The organism is Nonomuraea sp. NPDC050404, assembly GCF_040655495.1.
Classification (GTDB): Bacteria; Actinomycetota; Actinomycetes; order Streptosporangiales; family Streptosporangiaceae; genus Nonomuraea.
In genome coordinates, this window is record NZ_JBFAKB010000019.1 from 62,095 (window position 1) to 82,393 (window position 20,299).

Here is a 20,299-nt window from a genome sequence, read left to right on the forward strand (position 1 = left end):
ACCTGAAGGTCAGGTGCGCTCTTTGACCAGTCTCAGCACCTCCGCGATGACCTCTTCCAGGTTCAGCGCGGTGGTGTCGAGCTCGATGGCGCCATCCGCCATCGAGAGCGGGTCCGTCTTACGTGTTGAGTCCAGGGTGTCACGCCTGGCCATGGCCTCCTGCTGCGCCTCCACCGTTGAGCCGCCCACCTCGGCGCTGCGCCTGCGGGCACGGGCCTCGGGGCTGGCCGTCAGGTAGATCTTGACGGCGGCGTCCGGCCACACGACCGTGCCGATGTCGCGGCCCTCGACCACGATCTCGCCGGCGCCGATGATCTGCCGCTGCAGCGCGACCAGGCGCTCCCGCACCTCGGGCACGGCGGCGACGGCGGAGACCGCGGCGGTCACCTCGGCCTCCCTGATCGGCCCCGCCACGTCCACGCCGTCAACGTGGATGGTGGGGGCGTCCGGGTCGGTGCCCGCCACGATGGCGGGCTCGCCGCAGCGAGCCGCGATGGCGGCGGGGTCGGCCAGATCGGCTCCCTGCCAGAGCATCCACCAGGTCATCGCCCGGTACATCGCCCCTGTGTCGAGGTAACGCAGGCCCAGCGCGCGGGCGGCCCCACGCGACACGCTCGACTTACCCGACCCCGAAGGGCCGTCCATGGCGACGACCAGACCGGTCACGGCCTCTCCCTCTTCACGTGTGGTGGTCCAACTCCGAAGAGGCTACCGCCTCCGCACCGGTCAGCGATCCAGCTTCCGCTGTCAGCCCACAACGGGAGGCCCAGGCTGCTCCGCCCAGCCGACCTTGGTACGGGTCCCGCCCACTCCCCCGACCGGCCTTGTCTGGCCGTCCGCCATGGCTGGCCGTCCCTACCTTGGCCGGCCTGGGTTGGCCGCCTGTGTGCTGGTGGCTCCACGGAAGCGGCGCGTGTTGCCCGTGCGATGGCTGCACGGAAGCTGAGCATGCGTCTCGCGCCGACGACCCCGGTGGATACGGGCGTGATGCAGGCTGGCGGACCAGTGGACCGCCCCGGTGCAGGCGGGCGGCCGCGTGGAACGGGTCCGGTGCGGGCTGGAGGGGGCTGGTGTGGCGGTGGCCCGGGCGGGCTTGTCGTTAGGTTCTGGTGTTGGGGGGCAGCGGGCGGGTACGAGCAGCGCACTCGCATGCGTGGGGGTGCGACGGGCGGGACCTGCCATGGTCCCGCCCGTTGCGCGTCATCAGAAGCCCGCCGTGAGCGCGAAGACCCAGACCGGCACCAGGCCGCGCTTGAGCAGCTTCCAGGTCCAGATCGGGCTGCCGCTCACCGTCTCCTTGTAGACGATGGCCGCGCGGCCCGCCAGGTACCACCGGCGCGGGCTGTCGTCCGGCCGGGTGAACTGGATCACGGCGTCCTTGCGTCCCAGGCTGAGGGGCTGGTGTATGTAACCGAACCGGAAGGGCTTGGGCGTCCGGCCGCGCAGCGTGGCGGCCAGCGAGTCGGCGGCGGCCAGGCCGCTCGGGATCCCGCCCTGGCAGGTGCCGTGCATGACGCCGAACTTCTGGGTGATCGCGGCGGCGTCGCCGACGGCGTACACGTCGGGGTGCGAGACCGAGCGCAGCTCCGGGTCCACCACGATCCGGCCCCGGGCGTCGACGCGCAGCCCCGACTCGGTGGCCAGGGGCAGGCCCTTGGTGCCGGTGGTCCAGATGGTGGCGTCGGAGTGGACCAGTTCGCCGTCCCCGAGCTCGACGCCGTCGGGCAGGACCTTGCTGATCTCCACGCCCGGACGTACCTCGACGCCGAGCCGCTCCAGCGCCGCCTCCATGTACGCGCGGGCGCTCCCGCCCATCATCGAGCCGGGCCGTCCCCTGGTCAGCAGGACGACGCGCAGGTGCGGACGGGCCTCGGCCAGTTCGGCCGCCGTCTCGACGCCGGTCAGCCCGCCGCCGGCCACCACCACCGTGCCGCCGGTCAGCTCGTCGAGCCGCCGCGAGAGCCGTACGGCGGCCGCGTAGTCGTCGTAGACGTGGGCGTGCTCGGCGACCCCGGGGACGGAGGCGTCGGTGACGGTGCCGAGCGCGTAGATCAGCTTGTCGTAGCCGAGCACCCGCCCGCCGTCGAGCCTCACCTCATGAGCGTCCGGGTCGATCCCGGCCACCCTGCCCGCCACGACCTCGACGCCGGTGCCGGCCACCACGTCCGTCAGGGCGTGGTCGGCCAGCCGCTCACCCGCGGCGGTCTGGTGCAGGCGCAGCCGTTCGGTGACCCGCGGCGAGGCGTTCACCAGGGTGACGCGGGCGGCGCGGGTCTTGCGGGCGACTCTGATGGCCGCGGTGATGCCGGTGTAGCCTCCGCCGAGTACCAGAATGTTCGTCATTTCCGTTACCTCCTCGATGTGCCGATGAAGACGGATCGAGAAAGCGCGGATGTGACATCGGAATCAGGGAACTTGCCAGCCGCGTTCGTGCAGGGCCTCGGTGAGGGTGAGCGCCGCGCCCGGCTCCACCGACAGTTCGGCGATGCCCAGGGGCAGGCCGGGGGCGTGCTCCAGGCGTACGTCCTCGACGTTGACCCCGATCTCGTCGCACACCTGGAACAGCCGGGCGAGTTGTCCGGGGCGGTCGCCGATGACGACCTGGACGACGGCGTAGGCGGAGGCCGGGCCGCCGTGCTTGCCGGGGATGCGGTCGTGGCCCACGACGCCGCGCTTGAGCAGCTGGGTGATCTCGTTGGTGGCGGTGCCGTCGCCCTCGGCCATGGCCCGCAGCGCGCTCGCGGCGTCGGCCAGGTCGTTGGCCACGGCCTCCAGCACCTCGGCGACCGGGGAGGCGTTGCCCGACAGGATGCCCAGCCACAGGCCGGGGTCGCTGCCCGCGATCCGGGTGACGTCGCGTATGCCCTGCCCGGCCAGCCCGAGCGCGACGTCGGTGGCGTCGGCCAGGCGGGCGGCCACGGCGGAGGCGGCCACGTGGGGCGCGTGGGAGACCACGGCGACCGCGCGGTCATGGTCGATGGCGCCCACCTCGACCGCGTTGGCCCCGCACAACTCGATCAGCCGCAGTACGGCCGCCTTGGCCTCGGCCCCCGACTCCTCGGTCGGGCACAGCGCCCAGGGCCGCCCCAGGAACAGGTCGTCCCTGGCCGCCCCCGGCCCCGACTTCTCGCGCCCGGCCAGCGGGTGGGAGGCGACGTAGGAGGCCAGGTCGCAGCCGAGTTGCGCGGCCCGGTGGATGGGCTCGGCCTTGACGCTGGCGACGTCGGTGTAGAAGCGGGCCGCGCCGATCCGCTGCAGTTCCAGCAGTTCACTCGCCACGTACGCCGGAGGCACCGCGATGATCGCCAGGTCCGCCCGCTCGGACGCCGTGTCCGCGGGCCGCCAGTCCTCGCCCGCGCCGAGTTCCCGCGCCAGCCGCACGGCTGCCTGGTCGCGGTCGGCGAGCAACACCCGCACCCCGCGCTTGCGCAGCGCCAGCGCCGCGGAGGTGCCGATGAGACCGGTGCCGACGACGAGCACGGAGCGAAGTTCCATCACGATGTCCTGATTTATCGGGCGGTGTGGGCGGTGGAAGGATGGTGGTGCCGGAGCCGCCAGTATCGCGCGGGCCTCTTGCCAACGGTTGCTGCTGCCTACGGGACGGCGAGTCGCCCGTTACCGGGCGAATGTCCGGTTTACTGGGCGATGTCCTGGCGCAGTGCCAGCGCACCACGCAGATAAACGTGCTGGATCTCGGAACGCGGCCGGTCGGTCTCCACATGCGCCATCAGACGTACGACACGGGGCAGCGCCCCCGGCACGTCGATCTCGGTGCAACAGATCAGCGGCACGTCGTGGAAGCCCAGCTTGCGCGCCGCGAGCGCGGGGAACTCGGCCGTGAGGTCGGGCGTGGCCGTGAACAACACGCTGATCACGTCGTCGGGGGTCAGGCTGTTTCGTCCCATGATCCCGTTGACCAGCTCGGTCGTGCCCGAAATGACCGCGTCACGGTCGTTGGCGTCCACCTGGATCGCCCCGCGGATCGCCCGTACCATGTGCTTTTTCCCCTTCAACGAACCGGAGAGCCCGTGCGGGTTCGCACGGGCTCCTGCGTCCGGCCAGATTACAGCTTCACGGCCGCATACAGCTCGCCGACTTCCTTCAAGCTCAGCGACCTTACGGTGCCCGCCTTGGTACGGCCCAGCTTCACCGGTCCGAACTCGATCCTGGCCAGGTCGATCACCCGGTGACCGCTCTCCTCCAGCATCCGCCTGACCACGTGCTTGCGGCCCTCGTGCAGCACGATCTCGACCAGCGCCTGCTGGCCGTGCTCCTGCACGATGGCGAAGGAGTCGGCCTTGGCGATGCCGTCCTCCAGCTCGATGCCCTCCTTGAGGCGGCGCCCCAGGTCGCGCGGGATCGGCCCGGGCACCTTGGCCCAGTACTTCTTCTGCACGCCGTAACTGGGATGCGTCAGCCTGTTGGCCAGCTCGCCGTCGTTGGTGAGCAGCAGCAGGCCCTCGGTCTCGGTGTCGAGCCGCCCCACGTGGAACAGCCTCGGCGCGAGCTCCTCGACGAAGTCGGCCAGGCACGGGCGGCCCTGCGGGTCGTCCATGGTGGAGACAACGCCGATGGGCTTGTTGAGCGCGTAGTAGACCAGGTCGGGCGCGGTCGGGATGCGCTTGCCGTCCACGTGGATGACCTGCGCGGCCGGGTCCACCTTGGCGCCGAACCTGCGTACGACCTGGCCGTTGACGGTCACCCGACCGTCGCCGATCATCTCCTCGCAGGCCCTGCGGCTGGCCACGCCCGCCTGCGCGAGCACCTTCTGCAGCCGGACGCCGCCCGGGACCTCGGTGGTGTCGCGCTCGTCGGTGTAGCCCTCGGGGTAGAAGTCGCGGTCGCGGATGGGCTGGCGCGCGGCCTTCACCCGACTGCTCTGCGGGCTGCCGTAACCGTCCCGCTGAGAGCCGCCGCGCTGAGGGCCGCCGTAGCCGTCCCGCTGGGAACCGCCGCGCTGCGGGCCGCCGTAGCCCTCGCGCTGGGAACCGCCGCGCTGCGGGGGGCCGGAGGTCCCGCGCCTGTTCCCGCCGAGGGTCTGCACGTCGTCACGGCGAGGGGTACGCGCACCGCGCCCGTCACCGCCGCCCGGCCGACCCCAGTCACTGCCCTGCCGACCCCGGTCGCCACCCTGACGGCCTCGATCGCCGCCCTGGTACGCACGGTCGCCGCCCTGGTACGCGCGATCGCGACTCTGGTAAGTGCGGTCGCCGCTCCGGGAAGCGCGGTCGCCGCTCTGGCGCGTCCGGTCGCCACCGGTCCCGCGAGGCCGGTCATCGCCGTCCCGCCTGCCGTAACGGGCACGGGACGAACTCGTGCCCCTGGGGCCGAAGTCCTCGCGACGCCCGCTGCGCCCGGCACGGAACCCACCGGCCCGGTCGTCCCTCCGGTCGTCGCGCCGGTCGTCGCGCCGGTCGTCGCGCCGGTCGTCGCGCCGGTCGTCGCGCCGATCATCACGCCGGTCGTCACGGGCCTCGGAACGGTAGCCGCCCCGCTCCTCGCCCCGTGGCCGCTCGAAGCGGTCACCGCGCCCGTAACGGTCCTCGCGGCCAGAGCGGTCCTCGCGGCTGTAACGGTCCTCGCGGCCGTAGCGATCGTCGCGGCGGGGACGGTCCTCGCGGTGAGGGCGGTCGTCACGGCCGTAGCCATCGTCGCGGCGGGGACGCTCGTCGCGGCCGTAGCGGCTCTCCTGATCGCCTCGGCCCGAGCGGTCATCCCGGCCGAATCGGTCATCGCGCCCGCTTCGGCCGTACCGGTCCGCACGGGCACCTCGGTCTGCGCCCTGAGCTGGGCGGCCGCTCTGCCCGTACCGGTCATCTCGTGTGTTGCGGCTTTCGCCCTCGCCGTCGCGTCTGCCGTACCGGGCGCGGGATCCGCCCCGGTCGGCGCGCAGGGAATCGCGCGAGGGGCCTGCGCGGAAGCCGTCGCGGCGGGGTCCGCCGCTGGAGTCGTTGTCGCGGCGGGATCCGCCGCGGAAGTCGTCGTCGCGGCGGAAACCGCCGCCGCCACGGGTGTCGTCGGAGCGGAAGGCGGGACGCCCGCCGCGGCCGGAGCCGCCGGTACGTCCTCGACCGCGTCCATCACCGGACGGGGTGCTGCGCCTGTTGATCACTTTGTCGTCTCCTCGAGATTCTCCACGTCGTCGGGGAGGAAGGGCGCGAGCTCGGGGAGCTCGCTCAGGTCCCTCAGTCCCAGACGTTCAAGGAAGTATGAGCTTGTCCGGTAGAGCACTGCCTGGCTCTCCGGGTCGGAACCGGCCTCCTCGACCAGCCCCCTGGCGACGAGCGTCCGCATGACGCCGTCGCTGTTCACGCCGCGCACGGCGGCTACGCGGGCGCGGCTCACCGGTTGCCGGTAGGCCACGACCGCGAGTGTTTCCAGCGCGGCCTGGGTCAGCCGCGTCTGCTGGCCGTCGCGTACGAACCGCTCGACCAGTTGTGCGCAGTCGGCACGCGTGTAGAACCGCCAGCCGCCTGCGACTTCTCTCAGAGAGAAACCCCGTCCGGCGGCGGTATATTCCGCCGCCAGAGCGCGCAGAGCGGCGGCCACTTCGTGCGTGGGCCGCTCCAGCACCTGGGCGAGGGTTATCTCGGCGACCGGCTCGTCTACCACAAGCAGGATAGCCTCCAACGCGGCCTGAAGCGTCGGCCCCTCCGATTCGCCCCGCTGCCCCTCCTCGGCCTGCGCCTCGCCGAACTGCGCCTCATCCAGTTGCGTCTCGCTCAGCTGCGCCTCGTCATGCGCACCGCTGGCCGCCTCGTCCCGCTGCGCCTCGTCATGCGCACCGCTCGCCAGCTCGTCCCTTCGCGCCCCGACCGCCTCCTCGGGCGCGCGCGTTGCGCCGACCTCCACCGCACCACGTCCCGCCGACCCGGCGCCAGGAAAGGCGGTGCCGGCCGTATCGGCGGCGCTGGTCGTATCGGCGCTGGCCGTCTCAGGGTGCGCGGATTCAGCGCCAACCGCATCGGCACCTGCCGCAGCACCCACCACATCAGCACCCTCGGCATCGGTGCCCTCCGCATGGGTGCCGACCGTAGAGGTGCCGGCCGCAGACGTGCCGGCCGTTTCGGGGCTGGCCGTATCAGGGCTGGCCGCGTCCGAGTCAGCCGCACCCGCGACCGGTCCGTCGGCCGGAGCCGTCTCCGTCGAAGCCACGTCTGTCGGGTCGGGGAGCGTCGGAGCCACATCGGCTGGAGCCGAGTCGGTCAGGTCTCCACCGGTCGGGGCCGGGTCAGTCAGGTCCGCATCGGCCGGGGCCGGGTAGGTGGGAACCGCATCGGTCGCGGTCGGGTCGGTGGAAGCCGCATCGGCCGGGGCCGGGTCGGGGGGCCAGGTGGATTCGGCTTCGGCCTCGGGGGCTGCCCGTTGGGCCATTGAGCCGGGCAGGGTCATCCAGGCGGGCAACGGAGGCTCGGAGTCGGGTGACTTGCGGGGGTTCGGCAACGGATTGTCGTCAGTCATTGGATGGTGTCTCCGCGGATTCCTCGTAGTCGTCCCCCACCGCCACATCCCCGTCATCGGCGCCCGTCCAGGTCACGTGCAGATCCCCCAGGGGCTCGACCTGCTCGAACGTCACCGCCGACTCCCGGAAGAGCTCCAGCGCGGCCAGGAACCGTGCGATGACCTCGAAGGTCCCCTCGCAGTCGGCCACCAGCGCGCGGAAGGTGGCGCGGCGGAGCCGGCGCAGGTGCATGACCAGGATCGCCGCCTGCTCCTTGACGCTGGCCAGCGGCTGGTAGATGTGCCCCACGTTGACGGTGGGCGGCAGTTTCGGGGTGAAGGCCTTGGCGGCGATGCGGGCGAGTTGCTCGGGGCCGATCCCCAGGATGAGCTCGGGCAGGAGGTTGGCGAACTGCTCCTCCATCGGCGCGGTACGCGGAAAGCGCAGCGCCTCCTCCGCCATCCGCCCGGCGAAGATCTTCGCCACTTCCTTGTACGCCTTGTACTGCAGCAGCCGCGCGAACAGCAGGTCCCTGGCCTCCAGCAGCGCCAGGTCCTCCTCGTCCTCCACCTCACCCGAAGGCAGCAGCCTGGCCGCCTTCAGATCCAGCAGGGTGGCCGCCACCAGCAGGAAGTGGCTGGTCTGGTCGAGGTCCCACTCGGGACCCCGGGACTTGATATAGGCGATGAACTCGTCGGTGACCTTGGAGAGCGAGACCTCGGTGATGTCCAGCTTGTGCTTGGCGATGAGACCGAGGAGCAGATCGAAGGGCCCCTCGAAGACGTCCAGGTGGACCTGGAAGCCCTGGGGCGTGCTCTGCTCTTCGGTCACCTGGCCATTGTCGCAGGCGCCGGCCAGCGAGAGAGCACCTCGCGGGCCAGCTCACGGTAGGCGTTGGCGCCCAGTGACGACGGGTCGAACGTGGTGATCGGCTCGCCGGCCACCGTCGCGTCGGGGAAGCGCACCGTGCGGTTGATCACCGTGTGGAACACCTTGTCGCCGAACGCCTCCACCACGCGGGCCAGCACCTCGCGGCCGTGCAGCGTACGGGCGTCGTACATGGTGGCGAGCAGACCTTCGATCTCGAGGTCCTCGTTGAGCCGCTCCTGCACCTTGGAGATGGTGTCCATGAGCAGCGCCACGCCACGCAGCGCGAAGAACTCACACTCCAGCGGCACCATCACGCCGTGCGCGCAGGTCAGCGCGTTGATCGTGAGCAGGCCCAGCGACGGCTGGCAGTCGATGAGGCAGACGTCGTAGTGCGGCAGCAGCGGTTTGATGACCCGGCCGAGCACCTGCTCGCGGGCGACCTCGGTGACGAGCTGCACTTCCGCGGCCGACAGGTCGATGTTGCTCGGCAGCAGGTCGAGGCCCTCGACGCCGGTTTCGAGCAGCACTTCCTCGGCGGTGACGCCGCGCTCCATCAGCAGGTTGTAGACGGTCAGGTCGAGCTGGAGCGGGTTGATGCCCAGACCGACGGAGAGCGCCCCCTGCGGGTCGAAGTCGACCAGCAGCACCTTCAGGCCGCACTCGACGAGCGCCGCCCCCAGGTTGATGGTGGTGGTGGTCTTGCCGACGCCACCCTTCTGATTGACCATCGCGACCACGCGCGCCGGGCCGTGCACGGCCGGCGGCACCGGCTCGGGGAACACGGGTCTGGGCCGCCGTGTCGGGCCCAGGTTGACGCCGTTGGAGGGCGCGTTGGTCTTGGTGTCGCCCCAGGGGTTGTCGGGGGTCCCCGGGGTCGAACCCTTGGTCGTCACAGTCACCAGCTCGAACCTCCCTGACGATCCCGAACCGGACCGTCCGGACGGACACTATGGCGTCACCACTTAACGCGGCAAGGCGGCACGCCGTGGGCGACGCACGTCCCAAAAGACTATAGATCACTGCCGGGCGCGCGGATGCGAGGCCGCGTAGACCTCGCGAAGTTTGTCGACCGTGACCAGGGTGTAGACCTGAGTGGTCGTCACAGAGGCATGGCCGAGCAACTCCTGTACCACCCTAACGTCCGCGCCGCCGTCTATTAGGTGAGTTGCGAAGGAATGCCGGAGAACATGCGGGCTTATCCCGGCGAGTCCGGCGCGTTCGGCGGCGGCCTGCAGCACCTCCCAGGCTCCCTGCCTGGTCAGGCGGCCGCCGCGGGCGTTGAGGAAGACGGCGGGGGTGCCGCGTCCGTGGGAGAGCAGCCCGGGGCGGGCGCGTACCAGATAGGAGTCCAGTGCGGACCTGGCGTAGCGCCCCAGGGGCACGATGCGGGTGCGGTTGCCCTTGCCGGTCAGGCGTACCTGGTCGTCCTCCAGGTCGTCCACGGCGAGCCCGACGGCCTCGGAGATGCGGGCGCCGGTGCCGTACAGGACCTCAAGGAGGGCCCGGTTGCGCAGCGTGAGGGGGGCGCCGTCGGGGCCGGAGGCGGCGATCAGGCGCTCGACCTCGGCCACGCCGATGGCCTTGGGCAGCCTGCGCAGCTGCCGTGGCGGGCGTACCTCGTGGGCGGGGTCGTGCGCCGTGACGCCTTCGCGCAGGGCGAAACGGTGCAGCCCACGTACGGCGGAGACGGCGCGGGCGGCGGAGCTGGCGACCAGCGCCGGGTGCTCGCCGTCGCCCTCGCGCAGCGCCGCGAGGAAGTCCAGCACGTCGGACTCGCCCACCTGATCCAGCTCCAGGCGGCCGCGCGCCTGGAGGTGATCAAAGTATCGGCGCAGGTCACGACGGTAGGACGCGAGCGTGTTGGCAGCCAGGCCCCGTTCCACGGCCAGGTGGGCGAGGTAGCTGGAGAGCACTGCCTCCACGAACTGGTCCTTCCGTCACGCCTCCGGGGCGTCGGCGGGGCGCAACAGGGCGAACCCCTCAACCGATGCCGCATATGCGGCGAGGATACCGGCCACGGCCGGGGAATTGTGGATCATTCCCATGAGTGCCTTCTCGACCGCGTCGGCCAGGGGGACCCATTCGACCGGCATGTCGATTTCCTCGTGCTGCTGGACGAAGCCGTTCTCCTCGTCGGGGATCTTGGTCAGGCCGCGGGCGAGGAACACCCGGATCCGCTCGTCGCTCATCCCGGGCGAGGAGCGCAGGTCGACCAGGGTGTACCAGGTGTCGGCCCGGTAACCGGCCTCCTCGGCCAGCTCGCGGGCGGCGGTGGTGACGAGCGGTTCGCCTGCCACGTCGCGGATCCCGGCGGGCAGCTCCCACATGAGCTGCCTGGTGGGGTGGCGGTACTGCCTGATCATCAGGACCCGGTTCCGCTCGTCGAGGGCGAGCACGGCGACGGATCCCGGGTGCACGACGTAGTCGCGGTCGGCGACCTCGTCGCGGGGCATCCTGACGGTGTCGGTCACCACCTCGATGACGTGGCCCTTGAACCGGTGCCTGGTCTCGACGACGTCCCACGCCTCGGGCGTGTCCTCCACTTTCACGGGCCCACCTTGGTGGCGCCCACGCGGCTGTCGGCGTAGACGAGGGCGGCGTTGACGAGGCCCTTGAACATCGGGTTGGCCCTGGTGGGGCGGGAGCGGAACTCGGGGTGGGCCTGGGTGCCGATGAAGAACGGGTGGATCTCGGCGGGCAGCTCGGTGTACTCGACCAGGCGGCCGTCGGGCGACAGTCCGGAGAAGATCAGGCCGACCTTCTCAAGCTGCTCGCGGTAGGCGTTGTTGACCTCGTAGCGGTGCCGGTGACGCTCGTCGGCCTTGGCCTTGCCGCCGTACAGCTGCCTGGCCAGGGTGCCCTCGCCGAGCTTGGCGGTGTAGCTGCCCAGCCGCATGGTGCCGCCCATGTCGCGCTCGCCGGCGACGACGTCCTCCTGGTCGGCCATGGTGGAGATGACCGCGTGCTTGGTGTCGGGGTCGAACTCGGCGGAGTTGGCGTCCTCGATGCCGGCCATGTTGCGGGCGGCCTCGATGACCATGCCCTGCATGCCGAGGCAGATGCCGAGCAGCGGGATCTTGTTCTCCCGGGCGTGTCTGGTGGCGCCGATCTTGCCTTCGATGCCGCGTACGCCGAAGCCGCCGGGGATGAGCACGCCGTCCACGCCGTCGAGCTCGCGCTCGGCGCCCTCGGGGGTCTCGCAGTCGTCGCTCTTGACCCAGCGGATGTTGACGCGGGCGTCGTTGGCGAACCCGCCGGCGCGCAGCGCCTCGGTGACCGACAGGTACGCGTCGGGCAGGTCGATGTACTTGCCGACCAGCGCGATCGTGACCTCCTTGGCCGGCCGGTGCACCCGGCGCAGGAGCTGCTCCCACTCCTTCCAGTCCACGTCGCGGAAGGGCAGGCCGAGCCGGCGCACGACGTACGCGTCGAGCCCCTCGGAGTGCAGCACCTTGGGGATGTCGTAGATCGAGGCGGCGTCCACCGCGGAGACGACGGCGTCCTCGTCCACGTCGCACATGAGACTGATCTTGCGCTTGATCGCCGTCTGCACGGGCCGGTCGGAGCGCAGCACGATCGCGTCGGGCTGGATGCCGATGCTGCGCAGCGCCGCCACGCTGTGCTGGGTCGGCTTGGTCTTCAGCTCTCCCGAGGGCCCGATGTAGGGCAGCAGCGACACGTGCAGGAAGAACACGTTGTCGCGCCCCACCTCGTGCCGGATCTGCCGCACGGCCTCCAGGAACGGCAGCGACTCGATGTCGCCGACCGTGCCGCCGACCTCGGTGATGACGACGTCCACCTCGGGACCTGCCATGCCCCTGATGCGGTCCTTGATCTCGTTGGTGATGTGCGGGATGACCTGGACGGTGTCGCCCAGGTATTCGCCGCGCCGCTCCTTGGCGATGACGTTGGAGTAGACCTGGCCGGTGGTCACGTTGGCCGAGCCGTGCAGGTCGGTGTCGAGGAACCGCTCGTAGTGGCCGACGTCGAGGTCGGTCTCGGCACCGTCGTCGGTGACGAACACCTCGCCGTGCTGGAACGGGTTCATGGTGCCGGGGTCGACGTTGAGGTAAGGGTCCAGCTTCTGCATGGTGACCCTCAGACCGCGCCCTTTGAGCAGGCGACCGAGGCTGGATGCCGTTAGCCCCTTGCCGAGACTGGAGGCGACACCGCCGGTGACGAACAGATGCTTGGTTTGCGATGCGCTGCGCAAAGGGGCTCCCGTGGCTCGAGGTGTGGTCGATGTGTCCACGGGCTCTCAGGATATCAAACAACGCCCCTCACATGCCTGAACGGCATGACCTAGCGGTAACTTTGGTCCCTATGTCACTAGTACGGCGGGCTTTGGGCACATTGATACACCGTGCCTACACGGCGATCCGCCACGCCGGTGCGATCACTCCCGCCAGTCCCGCCGGCTACCGTTTCCGCCGTCTCGGCGACGGGGTGAGCATCGCCTTCCCCCCTGGCGCGATCTTCGGGGAGCGATGGATCGAGATCGGCGACCACACGCTCATCGGCGAGCGGGTGTCGATCTCCTGCGGCATGATGCCGGGCCCGGACCTCGGACCCGCCTCGATCCTGCGGATCGGCGGGAGCTGCTCGATCGGCCGGGGCTCGCACATCGTGGCCCACCAGTCCATCGACATCGGCGACGACGTCTTCACCGGCCCGTACGTGTACATCACCGACCAGAACCACGTCTACGACGACCCGGACATCCCCATCGGCAGGCAGTGGCCGCGCAACAGCCCCGTCTCCATCGGCTCGGGCTCCTGGCTGGGCGCGGGCGCGATCATCCTGCCGGGCACCACGCTGGGCCGCCAGTGCGTGGTGGCGGGCGGCGCGGTGGTGCGCGGCGAGTTCCCCGACCACAGCGTGGTGGCCGGGGTCCCGGCCAGGCGGGTACGCGGCTACTCACCCGACCTGGGCTGGCACACGCCCGTCACGATGGAGCCCGAAGGGATGGACCGAACAAGGTTCTGACAGTTAGCGTCGAATCATGCGGACCGCTATCTGTGAGCGTTTGGGCATCGAGTTCCCGCTGTTCGCCTTCAGCCACTGCCGCGACGTGGTGGCCGCCGTCACGAACGCGGGCGGGTTCGGGGTGCTGGGCGCGGTCGCGTACGCGCCGCAGCAGCTCGACACGGAGCTGACCTGGCTGGACGAGCACGTGAACGGCCGCCCGTACGGCGTGGACGTGCTCGTGCCGGGCAAGCTGGACGCCTCCGTGCTCGACCGGCGCGCGCACCTCATGGACTCCGTCCCCGACCGGCACCGGGACTTCGTCACCCACCTGCTGTCCAAGTACGGCGTCAGCTCCCCCGGCCAGCCGCTGACCGCGGTGGCCGACGAGTTCGGCAGGCGCGTGACGGCGGCCGGGGCGACGGGGCTGATCGACGTGGCGCTCAAGCACCGGATCGGGCTGATCGCCAGCGCGCTGGGCCCGCCGCCGGCCGAGATGGTGACCAGGGCCAGGGAGGCGGGCGTGCCGGTGGCCGCGCTGGTCGGTACGGTCGAGCACGCCCGCAGGCAGGTGGCGGCGGGCGCGGACCTCATCGTGGCGCAGGGCACGGAGGCGGGCGGGCACACCGGCGAGATCTCCACCATGGTGCTGGTGCCGCAGGTCGTGGACGCGGTCGCGCCGGTGCCGGTGCTGGCGGCGGGCGGCATCGCGTCGGGGCGGCAGATGGCGGCGGCCATGGCGCTGGGGGCCGAGGGCGTGTGGTGCGGCTCTGTCTGGCTGACCACCGAGGAGGCCGAGACGGCTCCGGCGGTCAAGCGCAAGCTGCTGGCGGCCTCGTCGCTGGACACCGTCCGGTCCCGCTCGCGTACCGGCAAGCCGGCCAGGCAGCTCAAGTCGGCCTGGACCGAGGAGTGGGACTCGGGCCAGGAGAGCCCGGGGCCGCTGGGGATGCCGCTGCAGATGCTGGTGGCCGAAAGCGCGATGGCGCGCATCGGGGCGGCGGCGGAGAAGGGCGAGCCGGGGGCGATGGAGCTGGTCAACTACTACGTGGGGCAGGTCGTAGGCCAGCTCGACCAGGTCAGGCCCGCCAAGGACGTGGTCTATGACCTGATCGCCGAGTTCGGTGAGGCCGTCGAACGGCTGCGCCACCTTTCGGAGTGACGCCCCTGTTTAGGAGGTAATCTGCGCCTGTGGTCGGGACCCCGCCTGAGCTGGAGCGTGGCACCGGCGTCCCCGCGCACGTGCAGATCGAACGCTGGCTGCTCGCCTCGATCGCGGCCGGCGAGCTGGCGCCGGGCGACCGGCTGCCCGGGGAGCGGGAGCTGGCCGGGCGGCTGCGCGTGAGCAGGATGACGCTCAGGCAGGCGCTGGCCACCCTGGCGCACGACGGCGTGCTGCTGCGGGTGCCGGGCCGGGCGGGCGGCGCGTTCGTGGCCGAGCCGCGCCCCGAGCCGCGCATCGAGTGCGACCTGACGGGGCTGGCCGGGTTCACCGAGCAGATGCGCCGCGCCCACCTGCGGGCGCGAGCCCGGATCCTGCGCGCCGCGACGGTGCCCGCGCCCGCCGCCGTGGCCAGGGCGCTCGGCGTCGCGGTGGGCGCGCCGGTGCACGAGGTGGCGCGGGTGCGCTCGGCGGGCGGGTCGCCGATCGCGCTGGAGCGCTCCTGCTTCCCGTGCCTGCCGGGCCTGCTCGAAGAGGACCTGACCGGCTCCCTGTACGCCCTGCTGGCCACCCGGTACGACCTGGAGCCGCGTACCGCGGTCGAGCACCTGGACCCGGTGATCGCCAGGCCCGCCGAGGCCGCCGAGCTGGACGTCACCCCGGGAACGCCGCTCATGCTGATCGAACGCACCGCCTACGCCGGCGACGGCACCCCGGTGGAGCACGCGCTCGACCTGTTCCGCCCCGACCGGGTCCGCATCTCGGTACGCAGCGGCGTCACGGCACCAGAGGGCTCTTGACCACGCTGCCCGCCACCCACCGCCCCTCTACCTCGATCTCGACCTGGGCTCCGGGCTCGGCCGCCAGGTAGGCGTAGGCGATGGACTCGCGGGCGGTGTAGCCGTACCCGCCGGAGGTGACCCTGGCCACCACCTGACCGTCGAGCCGCACCGGCTCGTTGCCGAGGGCGACGGCACGGGGATCGCGCAGCGTGACGCAGCGCAGTCTGCGTTCCGGGGCGGGGTCGATGGCGTCCCCGCCGAGGAACTCCTTGTCGGTCTTGACGCAGAAGCCGAGCCCCGCCTCGTACGGCGTCGTCTCGGGCCCGATGTCCGCGCCCCACACCCGGTAGCCCTTCTCCAGGCGCAGGCTGTCGATGGCCCGGTAACCTCCGGCGGTCAGCCCGTACGGCTCCCCCGCCCGCCACAACGTCTGCCAGAGCGCGAGCCCGTACTCGGTGGAGCAGTACAGCTCCCACCCGTGCTCGCCCACGAACGTCACCCGCAGCGCCAGCACCGGCACGTCCCCCACAGTCAGCTCGCGCGCCGACATGAACGGGAAGTCCGGCGGATCGGGCGTCAGCCCGGCCAGGATGTCGGCTGCGCGCGGCCCCCACAGGGCGAAGCAGGCGTACTGCCCGGTCACGTCGGCGATCCTGGCCTTCGAGCCGCGCAGCGCGGCCTGCTTGCGCAGCCAGCCCAGGTCGTGCGAGCCGAAGGCGGTGCCGGTGACGATGAGGAACTCCTCCTCGCCGCGCCGCGTGACGGTGAAGTCGCACTCGATGCCGCCGCGCCGGTTGAGCGCCTGCGTGTAGGTGACGGCGCCGGTCTTGCGGGCCACCCGGTTGTCGCACACCCACTCCAGCAGGTCGGCCGCGTCGGGCCCGCTGACCTCGATCTTGGCGAACGAGCTCTCGTCGAACAGCCCGGCGGCCGTACGGGTGGCGCGGTGCTCGGCCCCGATCGCGGACGACCACAGCCGGCCCGCCCAGCCGATGGGCCGCTCGTCCTCCGTCCCGCCCTCGTTGGCCGCGTAGTAGTTGACCCGCTCCCACCCCGACTTCTCGCCGAAGACGGCACCGTGGGCGGCGTGCCAGCCGTAGGCGGGTGAGAGCCGCAGCGGCCGGCCCGCCGAGCGCTCGTGGCCGGGGTAGCGGATGTCGTAGTACGTCTCGTAGTTCTCGACCGAGCGCTTGATCGTGTACGACGGCGAACGGTACTGGCGGCCGAACCGGCGCACGTCCATGTGCCACAGGTCCATGCCGGGCTCGCCCTCGACGATCCACTCGGCCATGACCTTGCCGATGCCGCCCGCGCCCGCGATGCCGTGCGCGCAGAACCCGGCCGCCACGTAGAACCCGCCCACCTCGGTCTCGCCCAGGCAGAACTCGTTGTCCGGGGTGAACGCCTCCGGCCCGTTGATCAGCTTCCTGATTCCGACGTCGGCCATGGCCGGCACCCGCACCCTGGAGTTGTCGGAAATTTCCTCAAATCGTGGGTAGTCCTCGGCGAGCAGGCGGCCGTTGAAGTCGGGCGGGATGGCGTCGAAGGCGTTGGCCGTGACCGTCCAGGGGGCGCAGGTGCGCTCGTACCCGCCCATGACCAGGCCCTGCACCTCCTGCCGGTAGTAGACGAGCAGGTCGGGGTCGCGCAGCGTGGGCAGTCCCGTGTGGTCGTGGAAGGCGTCGGTCACCACGTACTGGTGCGACATGGGGATGATCGGCACGCGCACGCCCGCCATCCGGCCGATCTCGGCGGCGAACATGCCGCCGCAGTTGACCACGATCTCGCAGTCGATGTCGCCCTGGTCGGTGCGCACGCCCGTGACGCGCCCGCCCGCGACCTTGATCCCGAGCACGCGGGTGCGGGTCCGCAGCGTCGCGCCGCCCTCGCGGGCGCGCGTGGCCAGCGCGTAGCAGAGCTGCGAGGGGTCCACCTGCCCGTCCGTCGGCAGGTACGCCGCCCCCACCACGCCCTCCGGGTCCATGAGCGGGAACAGCTCCACGGCCTCGGCCACGGAGATCTCCTCCAGCGGCAGCCCGAACGTGCGCGCCCAGCCGATCTGGCGGCGGATCTCCGCCATCCGCTCGGGCGTGGCGGCCAGCTTGATGCCGCCGCACTCGTTCCATCCGGCGTCCAGGGTGCGGTAGAGCTCGACGGAGTACTGGTTCATCCGGGTCAGCGTGGGGTCGGCGCGCAGTTGGCCGACCAGACCGGCGGAGTGGAAGGTGGAGCCGCTGGTGAGCTCGTCCCGCTCCAGCAGGACGACGTCGCGTTCGCCGAGTTGGGTGAGGTGGTAGGCGACGGACGCGCCGCCCACGCCGCCGCCGATGATCACGATCCGGGCCGAGTCGCTCATGGTCGCGAGGCTAATCGCCACGTCCCTAAAGGTCTAGACCGTTAAGGGTGTCGGGGCTAGCATCAAACATGGCCGCGCCCGAGGTCCTCGACCGCATCCCCCTGCTCTCCGGCCTGCCCCGCTCCGTGGAGGAGCTGCCCGGCGGGCTCACCAACCACAACTACAAGGTCACGACCCCTTCCGGCGCGTACGTGGTGCGCGTCTCCGCCAGCGACGGCGCCCTGCTGTCCATCGACAGGGACGCCGAGCACGCGAACTCGATCGCGGCGGCCCGCGCGGGGGTCGGGGCGCCCGTGCACGACTACCTGCCGGCGCTCGGGGTGCTCGTGGTGGGGTTCCTGCCGGACTGCCACACCTTCACCGAGGCCGACCTGCACGACGCCGCGAACCTGCCGCGCGTGGCCGAGGCGTGCCGCCGGCTGCACGCGGGGCCCAGGTTCGTACGGGACTTCGACATGTTCGAGGTGCAGCAGGGCTATCTGGAGATCGTGCGCGAGCGCGGTTTCCGGATCCCGGCCGACTACCTGGACCACATGCCCGCCGTAGCCCAGATCCGGAAATGTCTTGCTATCAGGGACGAGGGCACCGTCCCCTGCAACAACGACCTGCTTCCCGGCAACATCCTCGACGACGGCTCGCGGCTGTGGCTGATCGACTACGAGTACGCGGGCAACAACGACGCCTGCTTCGAACTCGGCAACATCTGGAGCGAGTCCGCCCTGCCGCTCGGCCACCTGGAAGAGCTCGTCACCAGCTACTACGGCCGCCGCCTGCGCCACAAGATCGCCCGCGCGCGCCTGCTCGGCCTCATGTCCAAGTACGGCTGGACGCTCTGGGCCTCCATCCAGGACGGCGCTAACGAGACCATCGACTTCGACTTCTGGTCGTGGGGCATGGAGAAGTACGAGCGGGCCGTGACCGAATTCACCCATTCCGGCCTGGCGGGGCTCATGGAGGAGGCCGCGCGGGCAGACTAGGAGGATGCTCGCCTCTCTGACCGGTCTGGGCCTGTCCACGGCCGCCGGCCTGAACGCCTACATCCCGCTGCTGGTCGTCGGCGTGCTCGCGAACCTCACCGACGCGGTGAAACTGCCCGACGGCTACTCCTGGCTGTCGAACTGGGGTGTGCTCGCCGTGCTCGCGGTGCTGCTGGTCGCGGAGATGGTGCTGGACAAGGTGCCCGCCGTGGACAGCGTCAACGACGCCATCCAGACCGTGATCCGCCCGGCCTCGGGCGGCGTGGTCTTCTCCGCCACGAGCGCCGCCGCCGAGTTCGAGAACTCGACCTGGATGACCGAGCACCCGTGGGCCGGGTGGTTGCTGGGGATCGTGGTGGCGCTGGCCGTACACGCGGTCAAGGCCGTCTCCCGTCCCGTGATCAACGCGGGCACGGCCGGAGTCGGCGCGCCGGTCGTGAGCACGGCCGAGGACGCCGGGTCGCTCGGGATGAGCCTGATCGCGATCTTCCTTCCGGTGCTGGTGATCGTCGCGTTGCTGCTGCTCGTCGTCCTGGCGTGGTGGTTGTTGCGGCGGGTACGCCGCTTCCGGGCCCGCAGGAGGGCCGCCAGGGGTCACCCGCCAGGCTGACCCGCACTCCGCCGCCAGGCTGATTCGCCGGCGCCCGGCCGCGGCTTACGGTTGGGACCGGTAAGCGAAGAACGTGTGAGCGTAACCCGTGGCCCCCAACCTGAGAAACGCTCACGCGGTAGGCGCCCGGCGACGTACCCGCGCCGCCGGGCCCTTGCCTCTTCGCAAGCCGGGACTTCCTTCCCAAGCCGGGCCTTCCCACGAGCCGGGCCTTCCCACGAGCCGGGCCTTCAGAGTTTGCGCAGCCAGCCCTCCAGGACCTGCACGAACTCCTCGGGCCGCTCCTCGTGCAGCCGGTGACTCGCGCCCTCCCAGAACATGACCACGGAGGCCGGATCGTCAAGCAGTCCCGCCTCCCACCGCGCCCGCCCGGCATCGGCCCAGATCGACAACACCGGGCACCGCCTGCGGACCAGATACTCGTCGCTGGCCGGGCGGACCCCGATGGCGTCCCCGCCCGTGAACATCGCCTCGAACGCCTGGACCAGGACGTGCGGCGGCATCCCGTACAACCTGCGCTTGTGCCAGCGCCTGATCACGGCGGGGGTGGCGGCGTTCGTACACCACTCGTCGATCCGCTCGGCGGCCCTGTGGGGACGCTCGCCCCGCAGGCTCGCGATCATGCGGGGAAAGCCGCGCGCGACCTCATCCCCCATGCCGTAGCCGGGATCGAGGGCGACCAGCGCCCGCACCCGCTCCGGATGCTCGACCGCCAGGATGGACACCACCTGCCCGCCCATGGAGTGCCCGACGGCCACCACCTGGGGGATGTCCAGGTGACCGAGGAGGAGGTGCAGGTCCTCGGCCATCATGCGCGGGGTGTTGCCGGTCTCCGGTACCGAGGAGTAGCCGTGACCGCGCAGGTCCACCGCGATCACCCGATGTCCGGCGGCCAGCGCGTCGATGTGCCAGGACCACTGGTGGGAGTCGGTCCCCCAGCCGTGCACGAGCAGCAACGGCGGCAGGTCCCCGTGGCCGGTGCCGTCGTCGGTGTAGAAGAGCCTGACGCCCTCGCCGGCCTCCGCGTACGGCACCTACGCCTCCTCGGGATCCGCATGCGACCTCAACGCCCACCCGGCACCCGCGCACAACCTCAACGCCCATCCGGCACCCGCGCGCGACCTCAACGCCCATCC

The 20,299-nt window shown here is 71.2% G+C and carries 18 protein-coding genes; 5 read left to right on the forward strand and 13 right to left on the reverse strand.

Features of this window, described 5'->3' with window-relative positions; all coding sequences use genetic code 11:
• Nucleotides 1–9: 9 nt before the first annotated feature.
• The 11 genes from cmk to AB0I81_RS41560 form a co-directional block, all read right to left on the reverse strand.
• The gene (gene cmk / locus AB0I81_RS41510; RefSeq protein ID WP_360669707.1) at nt 10–645 is read right to left on the reverse strand and encodes a (d)CMP kinase; all 636 of its coding nucleotides are present in this window, start codon (nt 643–645) and stop codon (nt 10–12) included.
• A 558-nt stretch (nt 646–1,203) separates the two neighbouring features.
• The gene (locus tag AB0I81_RS41515) at nt 1,204–2,343 is read right to left on the reverse strand and encodes an FAD-dependent oxidoreductase (protein WP_360669272.1); all 1,140 of its coding nucleotides are present in this window, start codon (nt 2,341–2,343) and stop codon (nt 1,204–1,206) included.
• A gap of 63 nt (nt 2,344–2,406) precedes the next feature.
• Entirely contained in the window at nt 2,407–3,495 is a 1,089-nt protein-coding gene (locus tag AB0I81_RS41520; protein WP_360669275.1) for a prephenate dehydrogenase, read from the reverse strand.
• Nucleotides 3,496–3,635: 140 nt separating this feature from the next.
• Complete coding sequence (gene aroH, locus AB0I81_RS41525) at nt 3,636–3,995, reverse strand: chorismate mutase (RefSeq protein WP_360669278.1); 360 nt, start codon at nt 3,993–3,995, stop codon at nt 3,636–3,638.
• 68 nt (nt 3,996–4,063) lie between these two features.
• Entirely contained in the window at nt 4,064–6,112 is a 2,049-nt protein-coding gene (locus tag AB0I81_RS41530; protein WP_360669281.1) for a pseudouridine synthase, read from the reverse strand.
• On the reverse strand, nt 6,109–6,630 hold the full coding sequence (scpB, locus tag AB0I81_RS41535; RefSeq protein ID WP_360669710.1) for an SMC-Scp complex subunit ScpB: 522 nt from the start codon (nt 6,628–6,630) through the stop codon (nt 6,109–6,111). Before scpB ends, AB0I81_RS41530 begins: the two co-directional genes overlap by 4 nt.
• A gap of 823 nt (nt 6,631–7,453) precedes the next feature.
• Nucleotides 7,454–8,272, reverse strand: a complete 819-nt coding sequence (locus tag AB0I81_RS41540; RefSeq protein WP_360669284.1) for a segregation/condensation protein A — start codon at nt 8,270–8,272, stop codon at nt 7,454–7,456.
• A complete protein-coding gene (locus AB0I81_RS41545) occupies nt 8,269–9,210 on the reverse strand; it encodes a ParA family protein (protein WP_360669287.1) in 942 nt (313 codons plus the stop codon). Before AB0I81_RS41545 ends, AB0I81_RS41540 begins: the two co-directional genes overlap by 4 nt.
• Nucleotides 9,211–9,327: 117 nt before the next feature.
• Nucleotides 9,328–10,233, reverse strand: coding sequence for a site-specific tyrosine recombinase XerD (locus AB0I81_RS41550; protein WP_360669290.1), 906 nt, complete (start codon nt 10,231–10,233; stop codon nt 9,328–9,330).
• Nucleotides 10,234–10,248: 15 nt separating this feature from the next.
• On the reverse strand, nt 10,249–10,860 hold the full coding sequence (locus tag AB0I81_RS41555) for an NUDIX hydrolase (protein WP_360669293.1): 612 nt from the start codon (nt 10,858–10,860) through the stop codon (nt 10,249–10,251).
• Nucleotides 10,857–12,524, reverse strand: coding sequence for a CTP synthase (locus AB0I81_RS41560; protein ID WP_360669296.1), 1,668 nt, complete (start codon nt 12,522–12,524; stop codon nt 10,857–10,859). The genes AB0I81_RS41555 and AB0I81_RS41560 overlap by 4 nt, the downstream gene beginning before the upstream one ends.
• Before the next feature lie 131 nt (nt 12,525–12,655).
• On the opposite strand from AB0I81_RS41560, the gene AB0I81_RS41565 reads away from it, so the two are divergent.
• From AB0I81_RS41565 to AB0I81_RS41575, 3 genes are read left to right on the forward strand one after another with little or no spacing between them, the layout of a single operon-like run.
• Nucleotides 12,656–13,297, forward strand: a complete 642-nt coding sequence (locus AB0I81_RS41565; protein ID WP_360669299.1) for a DapH/DapD/GlmU-related protein — start codon at nt 12,656–12,658, stop codon at nt 13,295–13,297.
• 16 nt (nt 13,298–13,313) lie between these two features.
• On the forward strand, nt 13,314–14,438 hold the full coding sequence (locus tag AB0I81_RS41570) for a nitronate monooxygenase family protein (protein WP_360669302.1): 1,125 nt from the start codon (nt 13,314–13,316) through the stop codon (nt 14,436–14,438).
• A 29-nt stretch (nt 14,439–14,467) separates the two neighbouring features.
• A complete protein-coding gene (locus AB0I81_RS41575) occupies nt 14,468–15,238 on the forward strand; it encodes a GntR family transcriptional regulator (RefSeq protein WP_360669305.1) in 771 nt (256 codons plus the stop codon).
• Here AB0I81_RS41575 and AB0I81_RS41580 read toward each other — a convergent pair.
• Nucleotides 15,216–17,576 carry an FAD-dependent oxidoreductase gene (locus AB0I81_RS41580; protein WP_360669308.1) on the reverse strand — a complete coding sequence of 787 codons (2,361 nt, stop codon included), beginning with the start codon at nt 17,574–17,576 and terminating at the stop codon, nt 15,216–15,218. The genes AB0I81_RS41575 and AB0I81_RS41580 overlap by 23 nt on opposite strands.
• Before the next feature lie 68 nt (nt 17,577–17,644).
• On the opposite strand from AB0I81_RS41580, the gene AB0I81_RS41585 reads away from it, so the two are divergent.
• Both AB0I81_RS41585 and AB0I81_RS41590 read left to right on the forward strand, forming a co-directional pair.
• Complete coding sequence (locus tag AB0I81_RS41585; protein WP_360669310.1) at nt 17,645–18,553, forward strand: phosphotransferase; 909 nt, start codon at nt 17,645–17,647, stop codon at nt 18,551–18,553.
• Between the two features lie 4 nt (nt 18,554–18,557).
• A complete protein-coding gene (locus tag AB0I81_RS41590) occupies nt 18,558–19,163 on the forward strand; it encodes a DUF4126 domain-containing protein (protein WP_360669313.1) in 606 nt (201 codons plus the stop codon).
• Between the two features lie 230 nt (nt 19,164–19,393).
• On the opposite strand, the gene AB0I81_RS41595 is transcribed toward AB0I81_RS41590, so the two are convergent.
• Nucleotides 19,394–20,197, reverse strand: a complete 804-nt coding sequence (locus AB0I81_RS41595; RefSeq protein WP_360669316.1) for an alpha/beta hydrolase — start codon at nt 20,195–20,197, stop codon at nt 19,394–19,396.
• Between the last annotated feature and the right edge of the window lie 102 nt (nt 20,198–20,299).